We start from the raw sequence: 24,479 nt of genomic DNA, 5'->3' as shown, positions 1-24,479 counted from the left end.
GGGGTTTTTTTATGCGCCGAAAACCGTCCGGTAAAGCCTTGCGACGCCTTCTTGAATATCGCTCTCCTTCAGGCGGGCGAAGCCGAGAATGAGCTGCGGCTTATTTGAATCGCCTCCCGTTTTCAGGCGGAACCGGCTCATCGCAAACAGATCGAGCTGTTCTGCATCCGCCCGCGCCAACATTTCTTTTTCTGAACGGGCGCAGTCAAACTCCGTGACAAAATGAAGCCCGGCATTGGCGCCCTTTACATTGATTCTTTCCCCGAAGGTTTCGTCCAAAGCCGAAATAAGGCGCTCCCGCATGTTCTTATAATGCTGCTTCATCTTTTTTATATGTTTCTGATATTCACCTGAATCGATAAATTCTTTAAGCGCCAGCTGGGCAAGCGTGCTGCACGTATTAAGGTCATACGTTCTCTCTTTAAACGTCCGCAAAAGCCCGGGCGGCAGAACCATGTAGCTGATGCGCAGGCCGGGGAAAAGGGACTTTGAAAAGGTCCCCATGTAGATGACATTTTGAAACCGGTCAAGGCTTTGAAGCGCAGGGATCGTGTCGGCGTCATATTTAAATTCACTGTCATAGTCATCCTCAATAATGAAGCGGCCGTTCTGTTCGGCGGCCCAGTTTAAAAGCTGAATCCGCCGGGAAGCGGGCATGATTACGCCTGAGGGAAATTGATGGGACGGCGTAGTGATCAATACACTGGGCCGGCGCTTTTCGATTTCGGCCATGGACATGCCTTTTTCATCGAGGCTGATCGTGGCCGTCTTTTTCCCGAGGTTTTGCAGCAGCCGGTACATCCTCATATATCCCGGGTTCTCCATCGCGTACAGCGCGTCTTTTGGCAGCAGTTCCGTCAGCAGCTGCATCAGCATTTGCGTGCCCGCCCCGAGCACGATTTGTTCCGGACGGCATGTAACGCCCCTTGTCAGAGAAATAAGCCTCGAAATTGTTTCGCGGACTTCATATAAGCCTTGCGGGTGGACGAGTTCTCCGAGTGTATGAAATGAACGGGCGGCTGCTTTATGCTCACAGCGGAACCAGCTTTTCAGGGGGAAATGCGCCGTATCCACGCTCATATGTGAAAATGAAATCCAGCCGCTTTTATCCGTCTCCCGCTCTTTTAAATCTTCAGGCAATGAGAGTGAAGGCGTTTCTTCATGATAAACCGTATCAATTTCCTCCACGAAAAAACCTTTTCTTTCGACTGCATATAAATAACCTTCCGAAAGCAGCTGCTGATAAGCCGAATTCACTGAATTCACGCTGACCTTCAGTGTCTCGGCAAGCTCCCGTTTAGACGGCACCTTTGTGTGGGGCATCAGGCTGCGCTTCAAAACGGCCGCTTTTATGTGCTGATAGATCTGCTGGTATATATAATCCGCCGTTTCCGAATGATCAATGGAAATTGTCAGCATAAAGTCCATCCCCCCTTTCTGGTACCATAGATAAATTAATTTTGGTACTTTTCATCATACCAAAAAGAAGTCAGAATGATAAGAAAACAATGCAGGGGGATGAAATCTATGAGTCAAACAGCATCAACGGAAGTGACAACTGCCCAGTGGCAGCAAAAACGGGATCAATTCGTTTCCAAAGGGGTCGGCAACGGAAACCGCAGCATGGCGGTAAAAGGGGAAGGGGCGCTTTTATACGATTTGGACGGCAGACGATTCATTGATTTTGCCGGCGCGATCGGAACGCTGAATGTCGGCCATTCCCATCCGAAAGTGGTGGAGGCGGTGAAGAAACAGGCGGAGGATCTGATTCACCCGGGATTTAACGTCATGATGTATCCGTCTTATATTGAGCTTGCCGAAAAACTTTGCGCCCTTGCGCCGGGAGATCATGCGAAAAAAGCGATTTTTCTCAACTCTGGAGCGGAAGCGGTGGAAAACGCCGTGAAAATCGCCAGAAAATATACGAAGCGCCAGGCTGTCGTGTCATTTACAAGAGGGTTTCACGGCCGTACGAACATGACGATGAGCATGACAAGCAAGGTGAAACCTTATAAATACGGATTCGGCCCGTTTGCCCCGGAAGTGTATCAGGCGCCGTTTCCTTACTATTATCAAAAGCCGGCCGGCATGACTGACGAGCAGTATGACGACTTTATCATCAGCGCTTTTGATGATTTCTTTATCGCTGCAGTTGCGCCGGAAACGGTCGCTTGTGTCGTAATGGAACCGGTTCAGGGAGAAGGCGGCTTTATCATTCCTTCAAAACGTTTCGTGCAGCACGTCGCCGCTTTTTGTAAAAAACACGGCATCGTTTTCGTGGCAGATGAGATTCAGACCGGATTTGCGAGAACGGGAACGTATTTTGCAATCGAGCATTTCGGGGCCGTCCCTGATTTGATCACCGTGTCCAAATCACTTGCGGCCGGATTGCCGCTGAGCGGCGTCATCGGCCGGGCGGAAATGCTTGATGCCGCAGCGCCGGGGGAACTAGGAGGCACATATGCGGGAAGCCCTCTCGGCTGTGCGGCTGCGCTTGCCGTCCTGGATATTATTGAAGAAGAAGGACTTAATCAGCGTTCTGAAGAGATCGGCCGCATCATTGAGCATCAAGCGCTTGAATGGAAAAAAGAGCATGCGTGTATCGGAGAAGTGCGCAGACTCGGCGCGATGGCGGCCATCGAAATTGTCAAAGACGAGGCCACCCGTGAACCGGACAAAGCAAAAGCCGCGGCGATCGCTAAAACGGCGAACGAGAACGGACTGCTGCTGCTGACGGCGGGAATTAACGGCAATATTATCCGATTTCTGACGCCGCTTGTCGTGACGGATGAACAGCTCAAAGAAGGCCTTTCCATTATCGAAGCAGCGCTGTGAGTTCAATTATTGGTATGCCGGCGGATGGGTCTGCTATCATGAAAGTGTGAGATATATCAACAAGCATTCAATGGCTTTACTATAGCAGAGAAAGGAATGTTCAATATGCCAGAACAATTAACAGTGTACAACCCGGCAACGGGAGAGGCGATCGAAAGCATCCCCCAGCAGACGGCCGAAGAAGTTGAAAAAGCGATTGAACGTTCACATCAAGCGTTTCAATCATGGTCCAAAACATCAGCGGGAGAACGTGCCTCACTTTTGAGAAAATGGTATGAGCTGATTGTTGAAAATAAAGAAGAACTGGCGGAATTAATTACGAAGGAAAACGGTAAACCGTATGAAGAAGCGGTCGGAGAAGTTTTATATGGCGCCGGCTATATTGAATGGTTTGCCGAGGAAGCAAAACGGATTTACGGCAGAACCGTACCTGCGCCGACAACGGGCAAACGGATCGTCGTCACCCGCCAGGCGGTCGGCCCGGTAGCCGCGATCACGCCGTGGAATTTCCCGAATGCGATGATTACAAGAAAAGCCGCGCCCGCTTTGGCCGCAGGCTGTACGTTCATCATCAAACCCGCGGAGGATACGCCGCTTTCCGCTTACGCCCTTGCGCGTCTCGCATATGAAGCGGGAATTCCGAAGGACGTGCTGCAAGTGGTGATCGGTGACGGAGCCGAAATCGGAAACGTTTTTACCAGCAGCCCGAAAATCCGCAAAATTACCTTTACCGGCTCAACGCCTGTCGGCAAAATCCTGATGAAAAACAGCGCCGATACCGTGAAACATATGTCAATGGAGCTTGGCGGACATGCGCCGCTGATCGTAGATGAAGACGCTGATCTTGATCTGGCGGTAGCCCAAACAATGGCCTCTAAATTCAGAAATGCCGGCCAAACCTGCGTCTGTGCGAACCGTCTGATCGTACACGAATCCGTGAAAGACGAATTTGCGAAAAAACTGAGTGAAGAAGCTGCGAAACTCAAAGTCGGAAACGGTCTTGAAAAAGGCGTAAACGTCGGTCCTGTCATCAACAAAAAAGGGTTCGATAAAATCGTCGCTCAAATTAATGATGCCGTGGAAAAAGGCGCAGAAGTGCTGACAGGCGGAACATATGACCAAAACGATGAAAAAGGATGCTATTTCGTGACGCCGACCGTGCTGTCAAACGTAGATACATCCATGAACATCATGCATGAAGAAACTTTCGGCCCGGTTGCGCCGATCGTTACGTTCTCAGATATCGATGAAGCGATCAAGCTTGCGAACGATACGCCGTTCGGGCTTGCGGCTTATTTCTTTACAGAAAACTACCGCCGCGGCATCTATATTTCTGAACAGCTTGAATACGGCATCATCGGCTGGAATGACGGCGGCCCGTCAGCGGTTCAAGCGCCGTTCGGCGGAATGAAAGAAAGCGGCATCGGCCGTGAAGGCGGTACGGAAGGCATTGAGCCGTATCTGGAAACCAAATACATGTCAATCGGACTTTAATAGCCAAAAAAAGAGCCCCTGCTTCTGAGCGGGGCTTTTTTTTGGGGCAGCCTGCCGGTAAAATCGCCGGCAGGCTTTTTTGTTGTGATTTGAGAATAATCGGTTCAATTCCAGACAAAATAACAGCAAATACGATTGAAAGAAGGTCGCCATCATGGATATATTACTGGCTCTTCTCCCGGCTTTGTTTTGGGGGAGCATCGTGTTATTTAACGTCAAATTAGGCGGCGGGCCTTACAGCCAGACGCTTGGTACCACAATCGGGGCGCTCATCGTTTCGTTTGTGCTGTATCTGTTTGTCCATCCGGTGCTGTCAGGGCGCATTTTTATTGTCGGCATCATATCGGGGCTGTTTTGGTCGCTCGGCCAAAGCAATCAGCTAAAAAGCATCCAGCTGATGGGCGTTTCAAAAACGATGCCGATATCAACGGGAATGCAGCTCGTCTCGACTTCTTTGTTCGGGGTGATCGTATTCAAAGAATGGTCAACCCCCATCGCGATTACGCTGGGTATTCTCGCCCTTATTTTAATCATCGTCGGTATAGTGCTCACATCTTTAGAAGATAAAAAAGGGCGGGCGGACGGAGAACCGGGAAACTTAAAAAAAGGCATTGTCATCCTGCTGATCTCTACGCTCGGTTATTTGGTCTATGTCGTCGTGGCCCGGCTGTTCGGCGTATCCGGCTGGTCAGCGCTTCTGCCGCAGGCGATCGGGATGGTTATCGGCGGACTGCTCCTGACGTACAAGCATAAACCGTTTAATAAGTACGCCCTCAAGAACATTCTGCCGGGAATCATCTGGGCGCTCGGGAATATGTTTCTGTTCATCTCACAGCCGCGCGTCGGTGTTGCGACAAGTTTTTCCCTGTCTCAAATGGGAATCGTCATCAGCACGCTCGGCGGAATCTTCATCCTCCGTGAGAGCAAAACGAAGCGCCAGCTGGTCGCCATTGCCATCGGGATTATCCTGATCATCGTGGCCGCAATATTCTTAGGCATTGCAAAATCAAATTCATAACAACATGCAGGAGGTTTGAACATGTACACGGATTTAAAAGGAAAAGTCGTAGCCATTACGGGAGCATCATCAGGATTAGGAAAAGCGATGGCGCTCCGCTTCGGACAGGAGCAGGCGAAAGTCGTCATTAACTACTACAGTAATGAAAAAGAGGCCCAAACCGTAAAAGAAGAGGTTCAAAAAGCGGGCGGTGAAGCAGTCATCATTCAAGGTGACGTCACAAAAGAAGAAGATGTGAAAAACATCGTCCAGACCGCGGTGAAAGAATTCGGCACATTGGATATCATGATCAATAACGCCGGCATGGAAAACCCGGTTCAGTCGCATGAAATGCCGTTAAAAGACTGGAACAAAGTCATCAATACCAATCTGACCGGCGCTTTTCTGGGAAGCCGCGAAGCCATTAAATATTACGTAGAAAATGATATTCAAGGAAACGTCATTAACATGTCGAGCGTGCATGAAAAGATTCCGTGGCCTCTGTTTGTCCACTACGCGGCAAGTAAAGGCGGCATTAAATTGATGACGGAAACGCTGGCGCTTGAGTACGCGCCGAAGCGCATCCGTGTTAACAATATCGGGCCGGGCGCGATCAATACGCCGATCAATGCGGAAAAATTCGCGGATCCCGTCCAGAAAAAAGATGTGGAAAGCATGATTCCGATGGGATATATCGGTGAGCCGGAAGAAATCGCGGCCGTCGCCGTCTGGCTCGCTTCAAAGGAATCGAGCTACGTGACCGGCATTACACTGTTTGCTGACGGCGGAATGACCAAATATCCGTCATTCCAGGCAGGCCGCGGATAAGAAAAAAAGCGATCTCAGGCTCTTTAGAGCCGGATCGCTTTTTGCTTACGCACGTTTTTTCTTTACAAGCGCTGCGATAGAAAGGATAATCGCCGCAGCTGACAGAACGATGGCCGCAATATCAAGCGCAGATACACCGGATTTGCTTTCTTCATTTGACTGTTCAGCTCCGTGCGCATCCGTCACGTTCGCCGCTTTTGTGATTTTCGTAATCGAGTGAGGCGTGTCGGCGTTCTCATCACCCGTCCATTCTACAATGCTGCCGTCTTTGTAGTATTGGTAGGCGTCCCAAGCCGCATCCGCGGTCTTTTCAGGGTTTTTCGCAACGAATGTGAACTGCTGGAATTGGCCGGGCTGAATGCCGCCGTCCTTTGCTTCCCAAGTGACGGAGACCGCCTTGTCATCATGCTTTGCTACAGACGTTTTCCAGCCCGGAATCGGCTGATACTGCTGGAATTCAACGCCAGCGGGCATTTTCAGCACGACTTTCGTTGTCGGCTCATTTTTTTCCACAGGCACTTTCATTGTGTACGTTTCCCAAGAACCCGCCGCGGATTCCGCGGGTTTGACGGAGACGTGGGCGCTTGCTGCAGCGGTAAAACCGGTGAGTGACAGGGTCACGGCAAATATGAATACGAAAGCCTTTTTTTTCAACATGAGATACACTCCTTAGTTAGTCGTTGAGAATACTTGGTTGATTTCATTGAAATCGCTTGTCAGTCCGTGGACTTTGATCTTCCAGTTTCCCTTTTCGGTGATGGACAGGTTGGCGGCTTCGAATGTGCCTTCCTTCGTCTTTTTCAAATCAAAGGTGCTTTCATGCTGTTTGCCGCTGAAGCCCGTCTGATAAACCGTCACCGTAAATTGCTGAATGTCTTTCACCAAGCCGCCGTTATGATCGGTGACAATGACTTGAAATTCATTTTTACCCGGCTGGTTCGGCGTAATATGCAAGGACAGGGTTTCCCCGTTTCCGATCATTTCTGAGCCGTTAAAAGGCAATGGCGCGGGCGGCGGCGGGCTGGGCAGGCTTGTGAAGACGGCGGTTGTAAATAATACCGCAATGCCGATTGCCCATTCGGCCTTTATCGTTGCGCTGATGCTCCTTTTTCTGCGGAACTTCGTCATCCATACGTGAATGGCGCCGAGCGCAAGCATGATGACAAACAGCCCGATTTTCAAAAGGAGCGTCTTGCCGTAAGCGGTGTGAAAGAGTGAATCAAACGAACGGATAATGAAAAATCCGTTCAGAACACCTGAAAATAAAAGCACGCCGACAGAGGTGAACGCCCAAGGAGAAAAGCGTCTGACCGTTTCCCATGCGGCGGTTTTATCTGTTTTTCTCCACTCTGATGAAAGAAGGAGCACAAGCGCGGCTATACCGCCGGTCCATACAGACGCGGCTGATAAATGGAGAAAATCCATCGTGATGCCGACCGCTTTTTCGTCAATAACCGCTGCATGTCCGGCGAATGCTTTTGCCAGAAGCGAAGCGAAAAAGAACAGCAGCGGCGCCGTCCAGTACGCAAATGAGCGGAAAGCTTTCTTCTTCAGCAGCGGGATCATGGACAGGGCAAGCAGGATAAATAGGCTGATCTGGATCATCCAGACATACCCGCCTGCCGTTTTCAGAAGCGTTTCTTTTACATAGTCCGGCTGAAACGCGGAACTCCAAGCGCCGCCCGCGTTTTCTTTCGTCTGAATCGGGAGCTGGCAGACAAGCGCAAGCCCCGTTAAACATAAGGAAATCACGAGCAGCTTTACAGTTCGTTTTGCTTTTGATGAATCGTTTTTTCTGTACCAAAACAGATGAAAAAACGCCGTGCCGATAAACAGGGAGAGAGCGGTATACAAAATACCGCGGTCGATGGCCGCTTCGGGATGAAGCGCCGCTTGCGATGATGTTTGCTCCTGAAGTTCACCGCCGGCTTTCCCGATACTGAAAGGAATGACGCCGGATACCGGGTGACCGTCGGCCGACACCGCGTTCCATTCCGCTCTGTAAATATCATGCGGCAGATTTTTTTTCAAGGCTGCGGTCATGATGCGGGCATCACTTTTTTGAATCACCGTTTTGCCGGCATCGACCCGTTCACCGGATGAATTATAGACCTTAATGGAGTGGAAGCCTTCTTCAACCTGTTCATTAAACTTAATTTCAATCTGCTTCGGCGCTTGTTTTAATTCGCTGTTCTCACCCGGATTTGAGTTTGTGATGTAGGCGTGGGCGAAGCTTGTTTTCGGAATCAAAACAAGGAACAGCAAAAAGATGAGCCAGCGTTTGTTCTGTCTCATGGCTTGTGACACCGCCTTCCGGTTGGTTGTTGTTATGTCTTGCTGCAGGTGCATCCCTTCTGCCTGTCGTGTAAGATGATGTCCGCCGCCTCGTCAAAGGTGCAAATGACCCCGCCGAAGCCTTTTTGAAACCGATCTGCGTAATCACGCGTTGAGAAGGGAATCGCCTGAGGCCGGCAGCAGTGAAGGTCAATATCGGCATGGACTAAAAAGTAAGCAGAAGCGGCCGTCAGCGTCGTCTGGAGAAGAAAATCCTTACAAATGACATGAGACACTTCTTCCTTTTTATCCTCATACCGCAAAATCGCGCAATGAATGCAGCACATCTGCTCAACGGCTTGTGAAACAGTAATGAGCTGGACAGAATATGAATGCTGAATCGGCCGCAGGCAATAGCCGCATTGATTGGCGCTTTTTTCTGAAGCGGGCGGGAGCGTAATGCCGCCGGGTGTCCGGATAATCCGGTTTGCATCCGCCAGCTGATTGACGTCTCTGTACACGGTCATCTCGGAGACGCCGAATCTCTCGCTTATGTCAGAGATTTTCAGCGCGCCCTCCTCTTTCAGCCATTCAAGCAAGGTTTGCTGTCTGTTAATCGGAAGCAATTCTGCATCCTCCTTTTTATGCGAATGAGTGATGAACCTCCTTTTAAGAGTAGATGTTTTCACAAATATGCACAAGAGCCTGATGATAAAATGTGTGAAAATATGTTGAACAATCACAAATGTAAAACGCGGAGACAGACTCTGTTATAATAGAAGAGTTGAATGGAGGAATAAATATGAAAGAAACGACCTGCCCGAACTGCGGCAAGCCGATTACAGGCGACATGGTCAGATCATCCATGATCCCGTGCCAGTTTCAGTGCGGACATTGCCATGTGAAATTGCGTGAATATAAAGTATCAGCTCCGATTATGGCTGTAGCCATTGCGATAACCGTGCTTTTGATTTATCTTGTGCAGATGGCCAGAACCGCCGTCATGCCGATGTTTCCGGCCGCGCGGTATGTGCCGGCCGCCATTTTTGCGCTCGTATGTGCGTATCCGGTGTTTATTGTCAGTGAGCGGATCATTGCCAAACTCGTCGTTACAAAAGGACATATTATATACAGGAAGCGGTAAGACACCTTTGATGAGGTGTCTTTTTTTAGTTAAGGATTTGTCACAGTCTCTGTGCCAAACTCCTCTTTACTTTTCATTGAATGAGGATTGTAAGCGTTTTATGATGAAGGCACAGGGGCGAAAGAAAACCCGGTGTCTTATTTATTTTCATCTTAAGGCAGGCAAACAGGGAGGGAAATGATATGAAGCAAGAACAGCAAGCTGGCATGAAAGTAAAGATACAGCGGTTCGGCAGTTATTTAAGCGGTATGATCATGCCGAATATCGGCGCATTTATCGCATGGGGAATTATCACCGCGCTGTTTATTCCTGCGGGATGGTTTCCGAATCCGCAGCTGAATACATTGGTAAGCCCGATGATTACGTATCTTCTGCCGCTTTTAATCGCATATACGGGCGGAAAAATGATTTACGATCACCGCGGGGGAGTCGTCGGAGCGACAGCCGCCATCGGAGTCATTGTCGGGGCGGACATACCGATGTTCTTAGGGGCAATGATTATGGGGCCTTTGGGCGGTTATCTCATTAAACAATTAGACCGTGTGTTTAAAGATAAAGTCAGACAGGGTTTTGAAATGCTGATCAACAACTTCACGGCGGGAATTATCGGCGCGGTGCTGACGATTATCGCGTTTTATGCGATCGGCCCGGTCGTCCTGTCTCTTAACAAACTGCTGGCGGCGGGTGTGGAAGTCATTGTCCACGCGAATTTGCTGCCGATTGCAAGCGTTTTCGTAGAACCTGCGAAAGTCCTGTTCCTGAATAACGCGATCAACCACGGCATTTTAAGCCCGATCGGAATCGAGCAGGCAGCAAAAGCGGGTAAATCCATTCTGTTCTTAGTGGAAGCGAACCCCGGGCCGGGACTCGGTATTTTACTGGCATACATGTTCTTTGGGAAAGGTTCTTCAAGATCGACGGCTCCGGGAGCGGCGATCATTCATTTCTTCGGGGGGATTCATGAAATCTATTTCCCTTACATTTTAATGAAACCGATGCTGATCCTCGCGGCGATCGCCGGGGGAGCGAGCGGGCTGCTCACATTCTCGCTTTTTAACGCGGGTCTTGTCGCGGCATCATCTCCGGGCAGCATCATCGCCATTTTGGCGCTGACACCGAAGGGAAGCTATCTCGGCGTGCTGGCGGGCGTCATCGTTGCCGCGGCCGTATCGTTTATCGTCTCGGCGTTTATTCTGAAATCGTCTAAAGCGGGAGAAGAAGATCTGACAGCCGCTGCGGAAAAAATGCAGGAAATGAAAGGCAGGAAAAGCGAAGCGGCGGCCGCATTGGCGGACAAAGAGGAAGAGCCGGAAAACAGTGCCGCTGATATTTCCGCTGACAAAGTCAGCCGCATTATCTTCGCATGTGATGCAGGAATGGGATCGAGCGCAATGGGCGCCTCCATTTTAAGAAACAAAGTGAAAAAAGCAGAACTTGACATTGATGTGACAAATACGTCGATCAATAATCTTCCGAATGACGCGGATATAGTCATTACGCATAAGGACCTGACTGACCGTGCGAAAGCGAAGCTGCCGCAGGCGGTGCACATTTCGGTTGATAATTTCTTGAACAGCCCGAAATACGATGAACTGATTGAAAAGCTTAAAAACTAATCAAACAGAAAGAGGGATTTTCATCATGGAAGTATTGGCTAAAGCGAACATCAAACTGAACCAGACAGTGAATTCAAAAGAGGATGCCATCCGCCTGGCGGGACAGACGTTGATTGATAACGGTTACGTGAAGAACGGCTACGTGGAAAAAATGTTCGAACGTGAAGAAACATCATCCACGTTCATGGGGAATTTCATTGCGATCCCGCACGGCACGGAAGATGCGAAGGATGAGGTGCTTCATTCAGGCATTTCCGTCATCCAGATTCCGGACGGGGTGGAATACGGTGAAGGCAATACGGCAAAGGTCGTTTTCGGTATTGCCGGAAAAAACAATGAACACTTAGACATTCTGTCAAACATCGCCATCATCTGCTCAGAGGAAGAAAACATCGAGCGGCTGATCAGTGCAAAGACGGAAGAAGAACTGGCCGCGATTTTCAGCGAGGTGAACTGACATGATTGCTCTTCATTTCGGAGCGGGAAACATCGGGCGGGGCTTTATCGGCGCTTTGCTCCATCATTCCGGCTATGAGGTTGTTTTTGCAGATGTGAATGAAACGATGGTCGGCTTTCTCAATGATAAGAAGGAATATACCGTGGAGCTTGCCGACGGCGGCCGGCAGACAGAAATTATCGGCCCCGTTTCAGCCATCAACAGCGCGGTGCAAGAACAAGAGCTGTACAGGCTGATCAATGACGCGGCGATCATTACGACGGCAGTGGGCCCGAACGTTCTCAGACTCATCGCCCCGTCCATCGCGGAAGGGCTGAAGCGCAGAACGTCCTCTGAGCCTCTCAATATCATTGCCTGTGAAAATATGATCGGCGGCAGCCGTTTTCTGAAAAAAGAAGTTTTCGGACATTTGACGGAAGCGGAGCGCGAACTCGTGAACCGGACGGTCGGCTTCCCTGATTCTGCGGTGGATCGGATCGTGCCGATTCAGCACCATGAAGACCCGCTGAAAGTATCCGTAGAGCCGTTTTTTGAATGGGTCATAGACAGAACCGGCTTTGCCGGCGGTCAGCCGGCACTTAAAGGTGCGATATTTACGGATGATCTTACGCCTTTCATCGAGAGAAAGCTGTTTACTGTCAATACCGGCCATGCCGTTACGGCGTACGTCGGCTATCAGCGCGGATTAAAAACCGTCAAAGAGGCCATCGACCATCCTGGAATCCGGCGTGTCGTGTACGATGCACTTTCAGAAACGGGCGAGTACTTGGTGAAAGCGTACGGCTTTAAGCAAGCCGAACACGAGCAGTACATGAAGAAAATCATCGGCCGTTTTGAAAATGAATACATCACGGATGATGTGACAAGAGTCGCCAGATCACCGCTCAGAAAACTCGGAGCGAATGATAGATTAGTAGGGCCGGCCAAAAAAATAAAAGAACCGAACGCGCTGGCAGAAGGCATCGCCGCCGCCCTGCGCTTTGACTATCAGGATGATCCGGAAGCGGTTGAGCTGCAGAAGCTTATCGCGGAAAAAGGAACGAGCGGTGTTCTGCAAGACATTTGCGGTATTCAGCCGCATGAGCCGCTGCACGGCATCGTGCTCAAAAAACTCAATCAATAAGATGAATCCGCGTCGGGGGACGCGGATTTTTTTCTTCTGTTATAATGTTGGGGAAGGGAGGCTGTATGATGACTCAAAAGCTCCTACCCCACCGTTTTCCGTTTCTTTTGATTGACGGCACGACAAACAGCGAAGCCGGAAAATGGGCGGCCGCTTACAAAAACATCAGTGAAAATGACTGGTTTATAACCGAATCACAAAGAGAGATGCCGTTTTCACTCGTCATTGAAGCGATGGCCCAAACGGCGGCTTGCGCGGGAATTACCGGCGGTGACAGCCTCGGTCTTTTATCCGCGGTGAAGAAAGCGGAAAGATTAGGCGCCGCTTTGCCGGGAGACCGTCTGGATCTGCTGTTTGAAGTCACGCGAACGAGGCGCGGGTTTGTATTCGGCCGGGCGAAAGCGTCCGTTGCCGGGAATCCGGTAGCGGACGCTGAGATCAGCATATTTATCGCACCATCGTAAAAAAAGCCGCCTCCAGCGGCGGCTTTCGGACAAGTCTGTTATTTTGTATCATAATCTCTTTCACTCTGTGAATTGTCTCTTTGGTCGTGTTTGTGTTTTTCATCATTGGCGTTTTCCTTCAGCTCTTCCAGCGGAATCGGATCGGTTAAATCATGATGTTCAGGATTTTCATTCGGTTTGTTTTTCTGTTTTCTTTCTTTCATCCTCCATCACCTCAATATTTCTTTTCCTCAACGTTCTCCCCGCCAAACGTCAGGAGCGGTTTTTTGTTCCTGTGGGTCATATGTATTAAAATAGAGACGACTACATTATAAAAAGTGAGGTACATATATGCCGATACAAAGAGAAGACGCAGATATTAAACTGATCGCGATCGATATGGACGGAACCCTGCTCAATGACGAGCAGCTCATCCCGGAGGAAAACCGGCGGGCGATCAAGGAAGCGGAGGCGAAAGGAGTTCACGTCGTCATCAGCACCGGACGCACGCTGATGACATGCCGCGAACTGGCTGAGTCTCTCGAGCTGTCATCCTTTTTAATTACGGCAAACGGCAGCGAAATCTGGGATTCCAACTTTGAGCTGGTTGAGCGCAAGCTTCTTCATACCGATCATATTCAAAAATTATGGGATCTGAGAAATAAGCACAATACGAATTTCTGGGCCTCTACTGTCGATAAAGTGTGGAGAGGGGAATTCCCGGAAACGATTACGGATCACCAGTGGCTCAAGTTCGGATTTGAAATCGAGGATGACGATGTGCGGAATGAGGTGCTGAAAGAGCTGAAAGAAAACAAGGAGCTCGAAGTCACAAACTCAAGCCCGATCAATATCGAAGTCAATGCCCTCGGCATCAATAAAGCGGCGGCGCTGGCGAAGGTATCGGAAAAACTCGGCTTTACGATGAAAAATGTGATGGCTATGGGTGACAGTCTGAATGACATTGCGATGATTGAAAAAGCGGGTGTCGGCGTCGCCATGGGAAATGCGCAGGATATCGTAAAAGAAACCGCTGACTGGGTGACTGATGTCAACACGGAAAACGGAGTCGCCAAAGCGATCCGCCACTGGGTATTATAATAGAAAAAAGAGAGTCTCTGGATGAGGCTCTCTTTTTTGTTTGTCACATTAGTGACTAGGTCCATGGTAGGTTTTCTGACAAAGGGATGTTCAAACGTGTCAGAATTGATATAATTGAGTGAAATCCAACAATTCGGAATAGTCGTTCCGAATAGCGGAATGATAATCATATAAAACGTTTACAATACAGGAGGGAGCTTATGTTTCAGATTGACATCAATTGTGATTTAGGAGAAAGTTTCGGTGCATATAAGATCGGGATGGATGAAGAGATTTTGGATTATGTGACATCTGCAAACATCGCCTGCGGCTTTCATGCGGGTGATCCCAGCGTGATGCGCAAAACGGTTGCGCTTGCGGCGGAAAAGGGCGTGAAAATCGGCGCTCATCCCGGGCTGTTCGATCTTCAAGGATTCGGGCGGCGGCAGATCGCGATTACGCCCGAGGAAGCGTATGATCTGACACTGTACCAAATCGGCGCGCTGTCAGGTTTTTTAAAAGCAGAAGGTGTCGCGATGCAGCATGTAAAGCCGCACGGCGCTTTATATAATATGGCCGCCGTCAACCGCGGCCTGTCAGAGGCCATCGCTCAGGCGGTCTCTCATTTTGATCCCGGACTCATTCTTTTCGGGCTAGCCGGAAGCGAGCTGATTAAAGCGGGAGATCGAATCGGCCTGCAGACGGCAAGCGAAGTGTTTGCAGACCGCACCTATCAGGAAGACGGCACGCTGACGCCGCGTTCACAGCCGGATGCGCTGATTCAGGATGACAAAAAAGCGGTCGGGCAAGTGATTCAAATGGTGAAAGACAACACGGTGACATCACGTAAAGGACAAGCCGTAAGCCTGAAAGCGGACACCGTCTGCATTCACGGAGACGGCGCCCACGCGCTGACATTCGCAAAAACGATCAGAAACGAATTAAAAGCGGCGGACATTCAAATCAGTGCGCTTTCAAAAGACTGAGCAGCAGAGGGAGGAAGACAGCATGGAGCAAAAGAAAAACACAGCCGGAAAGGCTTCCGGCAAATGGTCGCTGCTTTTAGGCGCGACATTTCTGATGGCGACATCATCAATCGGGCCCGGCTTTCTGACGCAGACGGCCACGTTTACCAATACATTGGCGGCAAGCTTCGGCTTTATCATTTTAATCTCTATTATTTTGGACATTTTCGCGCAAACCAATGTATGGCGGATTATCGCGGTTTCCGGAAAGCGCGGCCAAGAGATTGCAAATATGGTACTTCCGGGCGCCGGTTATGCCATTGCTTTTCTGGTGGTGCTCGGCGGACTTGCGTTTAATATCGGAAACATCGGCGGCGCGGGTCTCGGCCTTCAAGTATTATTCGGAATCAAACCGGAGATCGGCGCTTTAATCAGCGCTGCGATTGCGGTTTTGATTTTCGTCATAAAGGAAGCCGGAAAAGTCATGGACCGTTTTATGCAGATCGCCGGAATTGTCATGATCGTATTGACGGTGTATGTTGCCGTAACGACGGCTCCGCCGGTCGGACACGCCGTTGTGAAAACTTTTATGCCTGATCATATCAGTGTGCTGGCGATCGTGACGCTTGTCGGCGGCACGGTCGGCGGATACATTACATTTGCCGGCGGCCACCGTCTGCTTGATTCAGGCATTCAAGGGAAGGAAGTCATTCCTCAAGTCACGAAAAGCTCCGTCACAGGCGTATTGATTACATCTGTAATGCGGATTGCTCTGTTTCTCGCCGTGCTCGGCGTCGTCTCAAAGGGCCTGCGCATTGATCCTGATAATCCCGCAGCTTCTGTGTTCAAGCTTGCGGCGGGAAATGTCGGCTATAAAATTTTCGGTGTCATCATGTGGTCTGCGGCTATTACGTCTGTCATCGGCGCCGCATATACGTCAGTGTCTTTCTTCAAATCGTTCTCGGCAAAAATCGAAAAGCATTCGAACGGCGTAATTATCGCTTTTATCATCGTATCCACTCTCATTTTTGTCACGATCGGCCAGCCTGCCAAAATTCTGGTCGCGGTCGGTTCGCTTAACGGTTTAATTCTGCCGCTTGCATTAGCGATGATTTTGTTAGGCGCTTATAAGAAAAAAATCGTCGGCGACTACAAACATCCGATCTGGCTGACGATCGCCGGGGCAATCGTAGTCGTTGTCATGGCGATTATGGGCATCTATACATTATTCTCGCAAATGCCGCAGCTATGGGGCTGATGACATGAAAAAACATATGAGTGACATGAGTCCCGAAGAAGTCAGGCAGCTTATCAGAAAAGGGCGGATGACCGGGCCGACGGCGGGATTGGCCGCTTCTTACGCACAAGCCAATCTCGTCGTTTTGCAAAAGGATCTTGCCTTTGATTTTCTCTTATTCTGCCAGCGCAATCAAAAGCCTTGTCCGGTGCTTGACGTGACGGATGCGGGTTCACCCGTTCCGGCAATAGCGGCGCCGGGAGCTGATATCCGGACGGACTTTCCGAAATACAGAATCTATCGGCATGGCGTGCTTACTGAAGAGGTAACGGATCTCACGCCATATTGGAAGGATGATTTTGTCAGCTTTTTGATCGGCTGCAGTTTTTCATTCGAGCAAGCCCTTATCAATCAGCACATTCCAATCAGGCATATTGATGAAGGCGTGAACGTTCCCATGTATAAAACAAATATTGACTGTGTTCCGGCGGGCCCGTTTTCAGGAAAGATGGTCGTCAGCATGAGGCCGATTCCGGAAAGACTGGCAGTCCGCGCGGCACAGGTCACGTCACGTTTTCCCGCCGTGCACGGCGCCCCCGTCCGCATCGGGAGTCCGAAAAGCATCGGCATCAGCGATCTGAATCAGCCGGACTTCGGAGATGCCGTAACGGTGAAAGAAGGCGAAGTTCCCGTATTCTGGGCGTGCGGCGTTACACCGCAGGCGGTGATCATGGAAACAAAGCCCGATATCGTGATAACCCATTCACCTGGGCACATGCTGATCACGGATATACGGAACGAATCGCTTGCTGTTCTGTAAGCAGAAAGAAAACAACGAGGTGATGACAATGAAGCAGTATAGCGGCAATACAGCGCTTGATATACAGCCGCACGGTGATTCCGCCGTTATCATCCGCTTTGGCGGGCACATCAGCGAAGAAGTCAACAGCCGGGTGCATGCGGCGGCTGCCTGTATTGAAGAACGGCCGTTTCCGGGCTTCGTTGAATGTATTCCGGCATTCACAAGCTTAACGATCTTTTATGATGTGTATGCCGTCTCACAAATAAAAAAAGGCGTCTCTCCTTTTGCTTTGGTCAAGAAAGAAGTGACAGAACGCCTCAGCCATATAAAGGCCGGCCGGCAGGAAGAGCGCCGGGTGATGGAAATCCCCGTTTGCTACGGCGGTGATTTCGGTCCTGATTTAGAAGACGTCGCTGAGATGAACGATCTGACGCCGGAAGACGTCATCCGCATTCATACCGAAGGCGAATATCTCGTTTATATGCTCGGATTTGCGCCGGGATTTCCGTTTTTAGGAGGAATGTCTGAGCGGATCAGAGCGCCGAGAAAGGCGTCGCCAAGGCCGTCGATCCCGGCTGGTTCAGTAGGAATCGCAGGGATGCAGACCGGTGTGTATCCGATATCCACCCCCGGCGGCTGGCAGCTGATCGGCAGCACTCCGCTTCGGCTTTTCAGGCCTGAAGAACAACCGCCGAGCCTGTTGAGAGCGGGCGATATTGTGAAATTCGTCCGGATCTCAGCGGAAGAATACAGCCGCATCAAGGAGGGAGCCGAATGAGCATGAAAGTGATGAAGCCCGGTCTTCTGACGACGATTCAGGATACGGGCCGAACAGGGTATCAGAAATACGGCGTACTGGGCAGCGGCGCAATGGATACAATCTCTCTGCGCATCGCCAATCTTCTTGCCGGAAATAAAGAAACAGAGGCGGGGCTGGAAATTACGCTCATGGGGCCCGGGCCTTCCTTTGAGTTTTCAGAACCGGCGGTCATTGCCGTCACGGGGGCCGATTTCGCCTTTCATATTAATGGAGAACCAGCTCCTCTGTGGAAACCGATTTTGATAAAGGAAACAAGCGTCGTCTCATTCGGGCCGTGCAAAATGGGGAGCCGCGCTTATCTTGCCGTTGCGGGGGGATTTGACGTGCCCGCCGTCATGGAAAGCAAAAGCACGTATGTCAGAGCGGGGATCGGCGGCTTTTGCGGAAGAGCGCTGCAAAAAGATGATGAGCTGCCGCTCGGCGGTATGACGCAGTGCTCGGAACTGATCGCTGCCCGTCTGAGCGAATCTCCCGGGCAGCATGGTTTCTCAGCGCCTGATTGGTCTGTCAGCAGCAGAGGATTTCTGCCGCTGAAAAGAAATCCGGTCATTCGCGTGCTTGAAGGCGCTCAATTTCATGCGTTTACAGAAGAAGCAAAACAGCGTTTTTACCAAGAATCGTATACGGTCACGCCGCAATCCGACCGAATGGGCTACCGCCTGAAGGGCGCCCCGCTTGAATTGCGGGAGCCGCTTGAAATGGTATCTGAGGCTGTGACATTCGGGACGGTGCAAGTGCCGCCGGACGGCAATCCGATTATACTGCTGGCTGACAGACAGACGACGGGGGGCTACCCGCGAATGGCGCATATCATATCCGCCGATCTTCCTCTTGCCGCCCAAACGATGCCGGGGGAACATATCACGTTCGCTGCTGTTTCGCTGGAGGAGGCGGAAATGCTGCTGTTGGAGAAGGAACAGCAGCTGAAGGAGCTGAAAGCAAGACTCAAAATGGAATGGCTGATCTGACAAAGGGGATGAAAGGTCATGGAAAACAAAAACAAAACCGTCATAAAATCAATGGAGCTGCTTCATTTATTCCTGACCGAACCGAGCCTGAGTTTAAATGAGCTGGTTTCTCTATCGGAAATGCCGAAGACCTCGGTTCACCGGATGGCAAGTTCACTGGAGGAAATGGGATTTCTCACCCGGACAGCGGACGGCCGTTATCAGCTTGGTCTGATCTTTTTACAATTCGGCCAGCTCGTCTCTGACCGTCTGGACATCAGGAAAATAGCCAAGCCGGTGATGGAAAAGCTGTGCGGTGAAGTGGATGAGGCCGTTCAGCTGATTATGAGGGACGGCGATGAAGCCATTTACGTCGATAAAATTGAGGGAACTCAAACCGTACGGCTGTATACTGCAATCGGCCGCCGGTCGCCGCTGTATGCGGGAGCGTGCGCCAGAAGCATTTTATCGTTTCTGCCGCGAGAGGAGATTGACACATACATTCAGAAAACAAAGCTTGCCGCAATCGCTTCAGGCACGATGACGAATCCGGCTGAACTGCTTCAATCCATTGAAACGTCAATACAATCAGGATATACGATCAGCTATTCGGAATTAGAGGATTACACGGCGGCAATCGGGGCGCCGATTTTCAATCACGAAGGCAAGGTGGCTGCGGGAATCAGCATCGCCGGCTTTGAAGCCAGATTTTCAGAGGACAGGCTGCCGTACTTAACCGAAAAAGTCAAAAACGCCGCTCAGCATATTTCTGAGAAATTGGGTTATTGACCGAGCCAATTTTTCTTCACTCGCGTACATTACAATATCGATAGTAACGAGTGGAGGAAAGAAAATGGGACTTGTTTATACGGCGCTTGGGGATTCTTTGACGACGGGAAGGGGATCCGGCCCGTTTTCCGCCGGTTTTGTTCAGCGGTTCGGACGTATGATGGCAGAAGATTTACAGACAAAAACCGACGTATCCATCTTTGCCAAATCAGGCCTTGAGACGGGAGAAATTCTCGGGCTTATGTCCTGGCCGTACATTCAGAGGCGGATTCAGGCTGCTGATATGATTACAATTACAGGCTGCGGCAACGATTTGATCGATTCGGTTCGGGAATATCAGCAAACATCGGACGCTTCGGTGTTCACCAGTGTGTCCAGTCACTGTCACGAGAACTTTGAAAAGATGATAGCCAAGATCACAGCCTTAAAAGGGCCGCACCCGTCTCCTTATGAGATCCGCGTCTTCAATTTATACAACCCTTTCCCGGGTATTTCCATTGCAGAGAAATGGATATCTTCTTATAATGCGCACCTCAGCACACTCGCATCGGCGCCGCACGTCAAAATTGCCGATGTCCACAGCGCTTTCAAAGGAAAGCTGAACGAATATCTCTCTCATGACCGCGTCCACCCCAACGGCAGAGGATATGAAGTCATGGCATGCGTTCTCAGAGGACTCGGATACGGAAGCCTCGCCCGCTCATAAACCGCGCGCTCCTTTTCATCGGGAGCGCGCTTTTCGTTCTCCTTAAAACAAACTTAAAATTGTCCGACTTTCGTTCTATCCGCGTAAAAAGTACGCTAGAATAATGGGGGATAAAGACAGAAATAGAATTGTGTTCAAAAAATGCTAACAGAAAGGATGGATTTTTTTGCTGCGCGTTTTAAAACTGTCACTCGCGATGCTGATTATTATACTTGCTGCTGCCGCATTTACGTATGCAGAACATACATCTGTCATACAGCCGATTATGCTCGTGTTTCTCGGTGCGGTCATGTTCATTCAGGGACTGGAAGAAAAATGGAAAGAAAACGATAGCTCCGGGAAATTCAATATATATACCGCCGTTTTTGTATGGTCGATCTCTTTAATCGGTTTTACGCTTCACGTAATCTGAGTTTGATAGATCCTGAAAATGCTCCACAACGGGAAATGGTGAATAAAAACGGTGCAGTAAGGCTTTCCATTCCTGATATTTCGGCGATCCGCGAAAGCCTTTTGTATGATCCTCTAATGTTTCCCATTCCACCAGCAGCAAATATTTATGCGTTTCCTCCATACATTTGGACAAGGAATGGGACAGATAACCTTTCATCCCCGCTATAATAGGCTCCGCCCGGCGAAATGCCGCTTCGAATTCTCCTTCAAGACCTTCTTTTACATGCAGCATGGCTGCTTCTCTGATCATTCGGAACTCCCCCTTTTATTAATAGATACATTGTATAAAAATATGGACAAAAATAGCTGGAAAATATAAAAATTTAAAACACTATAAGTAAAAAATCCTTGCAAGCCTCATTTGGTTTAGGAGAAAATAACAATTGGAAGGCAGGGGAATAGACAGTGAAAAAAGGATTATACCTATTACTTTTACTCGCAGGAATCATAGGTTTAATCGGCTGCTCGAAATCGGAGTCAGCCGAAGACAGAATGAAAGATTTCGTAAAAGACTGGAATGGCGGTCATTACGATAAAATGTACCAAAGCCTCACCCAGGATGAAAAGAAAAAACTATCCAAAAAGGATTTTGTAAAACGATATGAAACCATTTATGAACAAGCAGGGGTCAAAAATCTGAAAGTCACTGCCGAAAAACAGGACGAAGACGATAAGAAAAAAGATGACCTTCAGCACATCGATTATAAAGTCAGCATGGATACAAAAGCAGGGAAGGTCGCCTTTGACAACACGGCCGTCCTGAAAAAAGAAAAAACAGACGATGGTGAATCATGGAACATCGACTGGAATCCTTCTTTTATTTTCAAACAGCTTTCCGATGACAAAACCGTGCAGATCGCAAATGAAGAACCGAAGCGCGGGCAAATCTACGACAAAGACGGCAAAGGCCTGGCCGTGAATACGGAGGTGCCGGAAATCGGCATTATCCCTGGAAAACTCGGCAAGGATAAAGACAGCGTGATCAAAAAACTGTCTGAAAAACTGGACCTTTCTGAAGACGATATCAAAAGCAAACTGAATCAGGGCTGGGTAAAAGATGACTCCTATGTTCCGATTCAAAAAATCAGACCGGATGATGAAAGCAAGGTCAAAAGCCTGCTCGCATTAGACGGCGTGACGAAAACGAAAGTCAGCTCCCGCTACTATCCGTACGGTGAAAAAGCGGCCCATCTGACCGGATATATTAAAACAATCACAGCGGAGCAGCTGAAAAAAGCGAAAGAAGGCCAATACAGCGACACCTCCAAAATCGGCACCGCCGGCCTTGAAAATGTATACGAAGACAAGCTGCGCGGCACGACCGGCTGGAAAATTTATGTCCCGCAAACGGGAGAGGTCATTGCTGAAAAGAAAGCCGAAAACGGGCAGGATATTCATGTAACGATTGATATGAAAACGCAGACGAAGCTGTATGATTCGATGAAAGATGACAGCGGAGCGGCAGTCGCCCTTGAACCGCAAACGGGAGAGACCCTCGCGCTTGTCAGCGCACCGTCTTATGATCCGAACGGCTTTATTTTCGGCTGGAGCGGCAAAGAATGGAAAAAACTGAATGAAAATAAAGACAATCCATTTTCAGCGAAATTCAACAAGCTGTATGCACCGGGATCAACGATTAAACCGATTGCCGCGGCGGTCGGCCTGACAAACGGCACATTGAAAGCGTCGGAAAAGAAAAAAATCACCGGAAAAGAGTGGCAGAAGGATTCAAGCTGGGGCGGTTACCATGTCACACGCGTATCAGAGCGCCTGAATGAAGTGGATCTCGAAAACGCGCTGATTACATCGGACAACATCTACTTTGCGCAAAATGCCATAGACGCCGGAGCGGACGCGTTTACAAAGGGATTAAAAACATTTGGCTTTGACGAAGACATTCCGTACCAATTCCCGATTGAAAAGTCGTCAATCGCAAATGGCAAGCTTGATTCCGAGATTCTTCTCGGAGATACGGGCTACGGCCAAGGGCAGATGCTGATGTCTCCGCTGCACTTAGCGGCTGATTATACCGCATTTGTAACAGACGGAAATCTCGTCAAACCGACATTAATCAAAGACGGAGAAAAAACACCGCAAATCTGGCATAAGCAAGTGGTATCCAAAGCCAATGCCGAAGAAATCACAAAAGGGCTGAGAGGCGTCGTTGAAGATCCGCGCGGCTCTGCATATCAGCCGGCCGTAAGCGGCATTACCGTAGCCGGAAAAACCGGCACAGCCGAGCTGAAAACGTCAAAAGAAGATAAAGACGGCAAAGAAAACGGCTGGTTTGTCGGCTACGATTATAAAAAGAAAGACCTCTTGATCGCGATGATGATTCAAGACGTCAAAAAACGCGGCGGAAGCCATTACGTCGTTGAAAAAGCAAAAAAACAGTTTCAGAATCATTAAATGACGATTTTTGCGGGCTGAAAGGAAAATCAGCCGCCGAAGCAGAATGAAACAGCATGGGCAATTCCTGAAAACAGAGAGACAAGGGCTCACTAAGAAAAAGGGGGATTTCACATGCAGCGTATTCAACTGGCTGAAGACCTGGAATTTTCAAGAGTGATACACGGGCTTTGGCGCCTGAACGAATGGAATTATTCGGACACAGAGCTGCTGGATCTGATTGAATGGTGTATCAGCCAAGGCATTACCACCTTCGACCATGCCGATATATACGGCAGTTATACATGTGAAAAGCTGTTCGGCGGTGCTTTGTCCCTTTCACCTTCGATAAGGGAGCAAATCGAAATCGTCACAAAATGCGGGATCGTCATTGAGTCGCCGGAACGGCCCGGCAACAAGCCGCACCATTATAATACGTCGAAATCTCATATCTTAGCGTCGGCTGAGCAGTCGCTCTTGAATCTGAATACGGATTATCTCGATGTGCTGCTCATTCATAGACCCGACCCGCTTATGGACCCGGAAGCTGTGGCTGAAGCGTTTCATGCGCTGAAAAGCTCGGGCAAGGTCAGATATTTTGGAGTGTCAAACTTTAAAGCGCACCAGTACAGAATGCTCGAATCCTATTTGGATGATCCGCTCATCACGAACCAAATTGAAATTTCTGCTTACGAGCTGGAAAATATTCATGACGGCACGCTGGATTTCTGTCAGGAAAAACGCATCCCGCCGATGGCGTGGTCACCGCTTGCGGGCGGAAGCGTTTTTACAGGCCAATCAGATAAGGACGTCCGGATCCGCGCGGCGCTTCGTTCCGTACAGGAAGAAATCGGCGCTGCGTCCATTGACGAAGTCATGTACGCATGGCTGTTCACCCATCCGGCGGACATCATGCCGATTGTCGGCAGCGGAAAACAGAGCCGCATTTCTGCCGCGGTGCGTGCATCAGCTTACACACTCAGCCATGATCAATGGTTTCGGGTTTATACAAGTGTCCAAGGTTATGATATTCCATAAACAAAACGCCCCGGAAGGTATCTTCCCGGGCGTTTGTTTATGT

At 49.6% G+C, this 24,479-nt stretch carries 26 protein-coding genes; 20 read left to right on the top strand and 6 right to left on the bottom strand.

Annotated elements, in window-relative coordinates; translation table 11 throughout:
* Positions 1–9: 9 nt before the first annotated feature.
* A complete protein-coding gene (gene gabR / locus AC1DN5_RS14825; protein WP_366969979.1) occupies positions 10–1,419 on the bottom strand; it encodes a MocR-like transcriptional regulator GabR in 1,410 nt (469 codons plus the stop codon).
* A 108-nt stretch (positions 1,420–1,527) separates the two neighbouring features.
* Here gabR and gabT point away from each other — a divergent pair, with 108 nt between their 5' ends.
* The 4 genes from gabT to gdh all read left to right on the top strand — a co-directional run bounded on the left by gabT (position 1,528) and on the right by gdh (position 6,154).
* On the top strand, positions 1,528–2,835 hold the full coding sequence (gabT, locus tag AC1DN5_RS14820; protein ID WP_264819636.1) for a 4-aminobutyrate--2-oxoglutarate transaminase: 1,308 nt from the start codon (positions 1,528–1,530) through the stop codon (positions 2,833–2,835).
* Between the two features lie 105 nt (positions 2,836–2,940).
* Positions 2,941–4,329 (top strand): succinate-semialdehyde dehydrogenase, encoded by a 1,389-nt coding sequence (gene gabD, locus AC1DN5_RS14815; RefSeq protein ID WP_045926242.1) that lies wholly within the window; start codon positions 2,941–2,943, stop codon positions 4,327–4,329.
* Between the two features lie 154 nt (positions 4,330–4,483).
* Complete coding sequence (locus AC1DN5_RS14810) at positions 4,484–5,347, top strand: RhaT/GlcU family sugar-proton symporter (RefSeq protein ID WP_016937246.1); 864 nt, start codon at positions 4,484–4,486, stop codon at positions 5,345–5,347.
* 21 nt (positions 5,348–5,368) lie between these two features.
* On the top strand, positions 5,369–6,154 hold the full coding sequence (gene gdh / locus AC1DN5_RS14805; RefSeq protein WP_366969978.1) for a glucose 1-dehydrogenase: 786 nt from the start codon (positions 5,369–5,371) through the stop codon (positions 6,152–6,154).
* 45 nt (positions 6,155–6,199) lie between these two features.
* On the opposite strand, the gene AC1DN5_RS14800 is transcribed toward gdh, so the two are convergent.
* From AC1DN5_RS14800 to AC1DN5_RS14790, 3 genes are read right to left on the bottom strand one after another with little or no spacing between them, the layout of a single operon-like run.
* Entirely contained in the window at positions 6,200–6,811 is a 612-nt protein-coding gene (locus AC1DN5_RS14800) for a YcnI family copper-binding membrane protein (RefSeq protein ID WP_045926241.1), read from the bottom strand.
* Between the two features lie 12 nt (positions 6,812–6,823).
* Positions 6,824–8,449, bottom strand: a complete 1,626-nt coding sequence (locus AC1DN5_RS14795; RefSeq protein ID WP_064778228.1) for a copper resistance CopC/CopD family protein — start codon at positions 8,447–8,449, stop codon at positions 6,824–6,826.
* 32 nt (positions 8,450–8,481) lie between these two features.
* Complete coding sequence (locus tag AC1DN5_RS14790; protein WP_049627893.1) at positions 8,482–9,054, bottom strand: DeoR family transcriptional regulator; 573 nt, start codon at positions 9,052–9,054, stop codon at positions 8,482–8,484.
* Between the two features lie 176 nt (positions 9,055–9,230).
* Between AC1DN5_RS14790 and AC1DN5_RS14785 the strand changes: the two genes are divergently transcribed.
* From AC1DN5_RS14785 to AC1DN5_RS14765, 5 genes are all read left to right on the top strand, one after another.
* Entirely contained in the window at positions 9,231–9,572 is a 342-nt protein-coding gene (locus AC1DN5_RS14785) for a hypothetical protein (protein ID WP_016937241.1), read from the top strand.
* 182 nt (positions 9,573–9,754) lie between these two features.
* Positions 9,755–11,188, top strand: a complete 1,434-nt coding sequence (locus tag AC1DN5_RS14780; RefSeq protein ID WP_366969977.1) for a PTS mannitol transporter subunit IIBC — start codon at positions 9,755–9,757, stop codon at positions 11,186–11,188.
* A gap of 25 nt (positions 11,189–11,213) precedes the next feature.
* Positions 11,214–11,645 carry a PTS mannitol transporter subunit IIA gene (locus tag AC1DN5_RS14775; RefSeq protein WP_012116817.1) on the top strand — a complete coding sequence of 144 codons (432 nt, stop codon included), beginning with the start codon at positions 11,214–11,216 and terminating at the stop codon, positions 11,643–11,645.
* A gap of 1 nt (position 11,646) precedes the next feature.
* Positions 11,647–12,768, top strand: a complete 1,122-nt coding sequence (locus AC1DN5_RS14770; RefSeq protein WP_366969976.1) for a mannitol-1-phosphate 5-dehydrogenase — start codon at positions 11,647–11,649, stop codon at positions 12,766–12,768.
* A 68-nt stretch (positions 12,769–12,836) separates the two neighbouring features.
* Positions 12,837–13,232: a 3-hydroxyacyl-ACP dehydratase FabZ family protein gene (locus AC1DN5_RS14765; protein WP_264820255.1), complete on the top strand. Its 396-nt coding sequence runs from the start codon at positions 12,837–12,839 to the stop codon at positions 13,230–13,232.
* A 38-nt stretch (positions 13,233–13,270) separates the two neighbouring features.
* On the opposite strand, the gene AC1DN5_RS14760 is transcribed toward AC1DN5_RS14765, so the two are convergent.
* On the bottom strand, positions 13,271–13,435 hold the full coding sequence (locus AC1DN5_RS14760) for a hypothetical protein (protein ID WP_003156294.1): 165 nt from the start codon (positions 13,433–13,435) through the stop codon (positions 13,271–13,273).
* 127 nt (positions 13,436–13,562) lie between these two features.
* On the opposite strand from AC1DN5_RS14760, the gene AC1DN5_RS14755 reads away from it, so the two are divergent.
* The 9 genes from AC1DN5_RS14755 (at position 13,563) to AC1DN5_RS14715 (ending at position 20,969) form a co-directional block, all read left to right on the top strand.
* Complete coding sequence (locus AC1DN5_RS14755; RefSeq protein WP_188154757.1) at positions 13,563–14,312, top strand: Cof-type HAD-IIB family hydrolase; 750 nt, start codon at positions 13,563–13,565, stop codon at positions 14,310–14,312.
* 200 nt (positions 14,313–14,512) lie between these two features.
* Positions 14,513–15,277 (top strand): 5-oxoprolinase subunit PxpA, encoded by a 765-nt coding sequence (locus AC1DN5_RS14750; RefSeq protein WP_047476256.1) that lies wholly within the window; start codon positions 14,513–14,515, stop codon positions 15,275–15,277.
* A 22-nt stretch (positions 15,278–15,299) separates the two neighbouring features.
* Positions 15,300–16,514: an NRAMP family divalent metal transporter gene (locus tag AC1DN5_RS14745; RefSeq protein ID WP_198698375.1), complete on the top strand. Its 1,215-nt coding sequence runs from the start codon at positions 15,300–15,302 to the stop codon at positions 16,512–16,514.
* Between the two features lie 4 nt (positions 16,515–16,518).
* Positions 16,519–17,313, top strand: a complete 795-nt coding sequence (locus tag AC1DN5_RS14740; RefSeq protein ID WP_366969975.1) for a putative hydro-lyase — start codon at positions 16,519–16,521, stop codon at positions 17,311–17,313.
* A gap of 28 nt (positions 17,314–17,341) precedes the next feature.
* The gene (gene pxpB / locus AC1DN5_RS14735; protein WP_064778202.1) at positions 17,342–18,073 is read left to right on the top strand and encodes a 5-oxoprolinase subunit PxpB; all 732 of its coding nucleotides are present in this window, start codon (positions 17,342–17,344) and stop codon (positions 18,071–18,073) included.
* Positions 18,074–18,075: 2 nt separating this feature from the next.
* On the top strand, positions 18,076–19,083 hold the full coding sequence (locus tag AC1DN5_RS14730; RefSeq protein ID WP_155816730.1) for a 5-oxoprolinase subunit C family protein: 1,008 nt from the start codon (positions 18,076–18,078) through the stop codon (positions 19,081–19,083).
* A gap of 18 nt (positions 19,084–19,101) precedes the next feature.
* Entirely contained in the window at positions 19,102–19,851 is a 750-nt protein-coding gene (locus tag AC1DN5_RS14725; protein WP_099744419.1) for an IclR family transcriptional regulator, read from the top strand.
* A gap of 64 nt (positions 19,852–19,915) precedes the next feature.
* Positions 19,916–20,557, top strand: coding sequence for a GDSL-type esterase/lipase family protein (locus tag AC1DN5_RS14720; protein WP_016937229.1), 642 nt, complete (start codon positions 19,916–19,918; stop codon positions 20,555–20,557).
* Between the two features lie 196 nt (positions 20,558–20,753).
* Positions 20,754–20,969, top strand: coding sequence for a YczI family protein (locus tag AC1DN5_RS14715; RefSeq protein ID WP_395941101.1), 216 nt, complete (start codon positions 20,754–20,756; stop codon positions 20,967–20,969).
* Here AC1DN5_RS14715 and AC1DN5_RS14710 read toward each other — a convergent pair.
* Positions 20,940–21,260 (bottom strand): antibiotic biosynthesis monooxygenase family protein, encoded by a 321-nt coding sequence (locus tag AC1DN5_RS14710; protein ID WP_016937227.1) that lies wholly within the window; start codon positions 21,258–21,260, stop codon positions 20,940–20,942. The two genes, AC1DN5_RS14715 and AC1DN5_RS14710, sit on opposite strands and share 30 nt — an antisense overlap.
* Before the next feature lie 155 nt (positions 21,261–21,415).
* On the opposite strand from AC1DN5_RS14710, the gene AC1DN5_RS14705 reads away from it, so the two are divergent.
* Both AC1DN5_RS14705 and AC1DN5_RS14700 read left to right on the top strand, forming a co-directional pair.
* Positions 21,416–23,419 (top strand): penicillin-binding transpeptidase domain-containing protein, encoded by a 2,004-nt coding sequence (locus tag AC1DN5_RS14705; RefSeq protein ID WP_045926230.1) that lies wholly within the window; start codon positions 21,416–21,418, stop codon positions 23,417–23,419.
* A 114-nt stretch (positions 23,420–23,533) separates the two neighbouring features.
* Positions 23,534–24,436 (top strand): aldo/keto reductase, encoded by a 903-nt coding sequence (locus tag AC1DN5_RS14700; RefSeq protein ID WP_016937225.1) that lies wholly within the window; start codon positions 23,534–23,536, stop codon positions 24,434–24,436.
* The last annotated feature ends 43 nt before the right edge of the window (positions 24,437–24,479 follow it).

Source organism: Bacillus sp. 01N42_2, from assembly GCF_056399565.1.
This window is presented reverse-complemented; position numbering and strand designations above follow the sequence as displayed.